This is a genomic window from Coleofasciculus sp. FACHB-712 (assembly GCF_014695635.1).
Lineage (GTDB): Bacteria > Cyanobacteriota > Cyanobacteriia > Cyanobacteriales > FACHB-T130 > FACHB-T130.
Window position 1 is genome coordinate 1 of record NZ_JACJOQ010000252.1, and the last position, 3,234, is coordinate 3,234.

2 protein-coding genes and 1 pseudogene are annotated in these 3,234 nt (G+C 47.8%); all 3 read right to left on the minus strand.

Features of this window, described 5'->3' with window-relative positions; all coding sequences use genetic code 11:
- A pseudogene (locus H6F50_RS07225) lies at positions 1 to 504 on the minus strand (hypothetical protein); the annotation flags it as partial.
- A gap of 867 nt (positions 505 to 1,371) precedes the next feature.
- Complete coding sequence (locus tag H6F50_RS26970; protein WP_190427950.1) at positions 1,372 to 2,193, minus strand: peptidoglycan-binding domain-containing protein; 822 nt, start codon at positions 2,191 to 2,193, stop codon at positions 1,372 to 1,374.
- A gap of 150 nt (positions 2,194 to 2,343) precedes the next feature.
- The coding region (locus H6F50_RS07235) for a pitrilysin family protein (RefSeq protein ID WP_190427952.1) at positions 2,344 to 3,234 on the minus strand (891 nt) is incomplete at its 5' end.

Below are 3,234 nucleotides of genomic sequence, written 5' to 3' on the forward strand. Positions count from 1 at the left end.
CTGAGGAACCTGAATCACCGTAGGAGCCTTCTCAACTGTGGTTCTTTCGATAATTCTCTCTTGTGTAGGCTGTTGAGAAGCGCCCGATGAAGACGTATCTGGTGCAGTTGAGTTCGGTGCAACAGAAGCTGAAGGTGAAGGGGAAGGTACGGGAACCACCACAGGCGCAGGCGCAGTGTACTCTTCTACCTGCTGATTTCGTTGGTTGAGGAAGTAGAGGGCACCGAGGGTCAACCCTAGCAGAGAGGTGAGGGCAATCCCTATCAACAAGCCTCTGGCGGCATTATTATTATCGCGGATTTCTTGTCCTTCCTCGTTGACGCGGCGCTCGGAAACGCGACCGTGGACATAACCATCTCGATAGGAGGTCACTTTGCCTGGGTCTACAGTGCCATTCCCGTGAACCGTGTTAGTTGGGCCAACCGGATTATGGGGAGAAACCGGCTGATTTGGGTTCTGGGGAACTTCACGGTTATCGTTGTTGCGATTTTGTAGGTTAGACATGAGTATTACTACAACTCCTGAATGGTTTAAAGGCAGAAAAGGATGTTTAAAACTGTTTATGGTCAGTAGATTTGAGCAACGCTGTCTCAACCAAGCCTAGCTAGCAAGGTTAGGAGCCTACCTCGCGCAGAGTTAGAAACCTTGTTTTCAATGTCCCCTGTCCTGCTTGTTATTGAGGTGCTGGAACGAGTTCCTGAATTTCCTGAATATTTATCTACAGTTCTTTCAAAGATGGTTGTCTTTTTCTCGATGCTTTGAGAGGGACTGTCATTGGGAACAGGCACAGAGGGTAGAGAAGATTCATTTCGCTGAGCAACGAAGAACAGAGTTCCAACGAGGAAACTTACAATCGATGTGAAAGCAAGATTCATCAGCAAATTAGTCAAGGCATTGGTATTCTCATCAACGAGATAGCTCTGTTCCTGAAAACGACGTTCAGAATTGCGACCTTTAAGGTACTCATTCTGGTAGGAAACCCGTTCAGAATTGCCTCTACCCTGATAGACCGATTTAGGCCTTTGATTGTTATCGGTTTTAGGGTGGTTGTACATGAATGTCGATCGAACTCTTTGTGTCAATCAGGAAACCGAGAAGACCCTGATTTTTTTAGATTGATTGGCAACTACAAGCTAAGAAAGTTATTTACTTAGCTGTTTTGTCTTTATAAGCAATACGATATCCGTTAGTCTTGCCTGAATCTCTCTATCTGAGAATGGATTGTCTCCTCCATCCAAGGATTGAGATCGAAAAATCGAAAGGAAGAAGTCCGTGAAAACAGCACGCAGTTGTTCAAAAAAGCGTAAAAAAAACCGTTTTCATCAAGAAAACGGATTTATGTCATTTTATTTTTTTATAATTGCTATTTAATTAACGCAGCAAAACGTTCCAAGTCGCTGGACCCACTACACCGTCGGCGTCTAGCTTAAATCTTTGTTGAGCAGCTTTGACCGCAGTTTGAGTCGTTTCACCAAAGACACCATTCACCGTTCCTTTGAAAAAGCCAAGGGTTCGCAGGCGCTGTTGCAAACTGGTAACGGCTGGGCCTTGCGTTCCCAGCCTCAGAACTGGAAAATCGAGCTGTCTGGGCTGCTGCGGGTTCGTCCGTGTCTGAGAGCTAGGAGCAGCAGTTGTGGAACGGTTAGCGGTGGTTCTGGCAGCGGTTGCCGGACCGTTGGGGGTTCTGGCAGTCGTTGCCGGACTGTTGGAGGCTGGAACATTCACACTGGGACGGGAAGTTGCCGCTGGTCTGGGATTGGCAGCGGTGTTTGTCGTAGTTGGGACGGGAAAAGATGCTGCCCCAGTGGTAGAAATTGTTGAAGCTGAAGGAGACGGGATAACCAGTGGCGTCGCGGCTGCTGTAGATTCCGATAGTGGGGCGACTGGAAATAAACGCTTCCAGGTTTCTGCACCCACGATTCCATCCGGTGCTAAACCAGCGGCTTGCTGAAAACGGGAAACTGCGATCGCGGTATTTTCCCCATACACGCCATTTACGTCGCCATTATAGTAACCCAATAGTTTAAGGGCTGCCTGGAGTTCCGCTACTTCAGTCCCTTGGCTACCAGGTCGTAACGTTTGCCGGGTGACGGTTGCGGATGGAAATGTCTGGGCGATTTCTTTGGCATCACTGGGGATCGCCATAAAAGGTAAAAGTAAAAAGGCAAAAGGCAAAAGAATGTTTTTTTTCATTTTTACTTTTTCCTCTTGAGTTTACAAAAAGGCAAAAGGATGTTTTTTTCATCGCTTTTTCCTCTTGACTTTACAACGCGATTGGAAAAAGCGAAAAGGTTCAAGAAAAAATCTTTCATTTTTACTTTGTCTTTTTACTTTTTTCCTTTTTTAATTTTTAATGTCTAATTTTTCGGCTGGGCCAACGAGAGAGACATAAGGTTCGGTGAAATACCGGGAAGCCACTTTTTGGATGAACTCTGGAGTGACGCTGGTAACTTTTTCTTGAAACTCGGTATCAAACTCAATTCCCAGACCCAAAATTTCGTACCAGCCGAAAACTTGAGCCAGCTGAGCATTAGTTTGTTTGCCGAGAGCGTATTGACCAAGCAGCTTGTTTTTGGCAGCTTGCAGCTCCCGATCGCTCAGTTGAGTGGTGCAAAGGCGTTCCACTTCAGTTCGCAAGCCTTCATAGGCGATTGCGGTGTTTTCCGGTGCCGTGCCCATATATACCACAAACTGAGAGGTTTCTAGCCGAGTCGGATAAAAAGCTGAGACATCGTAAGCCAATCCCCGCTTCTCGCGCAGTTCCACAAACAAGCGGCTAGAAAGACCGTTGCCCAAGTAAGTATTGAGCAGTTTCAGGCAGGCGTAGTCGGTTTCTTGCACGGATGGCGCGACGTAGCCCAGCATCACGATGGATTGCTGCGTATCTTGTGGGGTAGCGCAAGAAATGGGTTCAGGGGTGATTTGGGGCAGACTGAGGGTAGGTAGAGGGGTGGTTCCACTCTGCCAATCTCCAAACACTTGATTAACCAAATCAGTGGCGTCTTGGGGAGTCAGGCGACCGGCAATACTGATAACTAGGTTATCGGGACGGAAATACGTCTGATGGTAATGCTGGAGGTCGGCGCGGCTTAAACCAGAGACAGTGGCTTCGGTTCCCAAGCTGGAGAATCCGTAGGGATGATTCTGGTACATGGCTTGCCGCAGCTGGTCGAAGGCGATGGTGAACGGCTGTTCCTGCTGGGAGCGAATATCCTGCAAAGCGAGACGCCGTTC

Bases quoted from the DNA above. Each gene is read 5' to 3' on its own strand.
- H6F50_RS26970 (WP_190427950.1), bottom strand. From the start codon at position 2,193: ATGAAAAAAAACATTCTTTTGCCTTTTGCCTTTTTACTTTTACCTTTT.